1 protein-coding gene is annotated in these 401 nt (G+C 67.6%); it reads right to left on the bottom strand.

The window, feature by feature from the left end; all coding sequences use genetic code 11:
* Positions 1-401 (bottom strand): transposase (locus tag ACG2LG_RS24270; RefSeq protein ID WP_396263496.1); only part of this gene is annotated, 401 nt, incomplete at both ends.

Raw genomic sequence — 401 nt, 5'->3', positions numbered from 1 at the left:
TGGTGCAGGCGCATCACGCAGTGGGCGCCCCGGGCTCGCACCGCAGCGATGAAGGCGTAGGAGCAGTAGGCCCGGTCGGCGAGAAGAAGATCGTCTTCGCTGAGGAATGCGGTGAGCTCCGCGGCGAGGGTGAGGTCGTGGGCGGTTTGCGGTCCGGTAGCGATCGCCTCCCAGCCACCGTGGCCGAGGTTGAGCAGCCCGGCGAAGCCCATCACCGGAAAGCCGCATCCGGGTTTCTGACCGGAGGGTTGCGGGAAGGCTTCCTGGTTTTCCTCCGTGTCGGCCAGCTTCGAGGACGATCCGTCGATCGCCTTGAGCGTGAATCCCTGCCAGCGGTCGGCGTCGCCCAGCCCCCCGCCCAAGGCGTCGCGGACCCTCGAATCGATCTGCTCGAGGAAGTC

Origin of the sequence: Haloferula sp. A504 (genome assembly GCF_044385805.1) — a bacterium.
Classification (GTDB): domain Bacteria; phylum Verrucomicrobiota; class Verrucomicrobiia; order Verrucomicrobiales; family Akkermansiaceae; genus Haloferula.
This window is presented reverse-complemented; position numbering and strand designations above follow the sequence as displayed.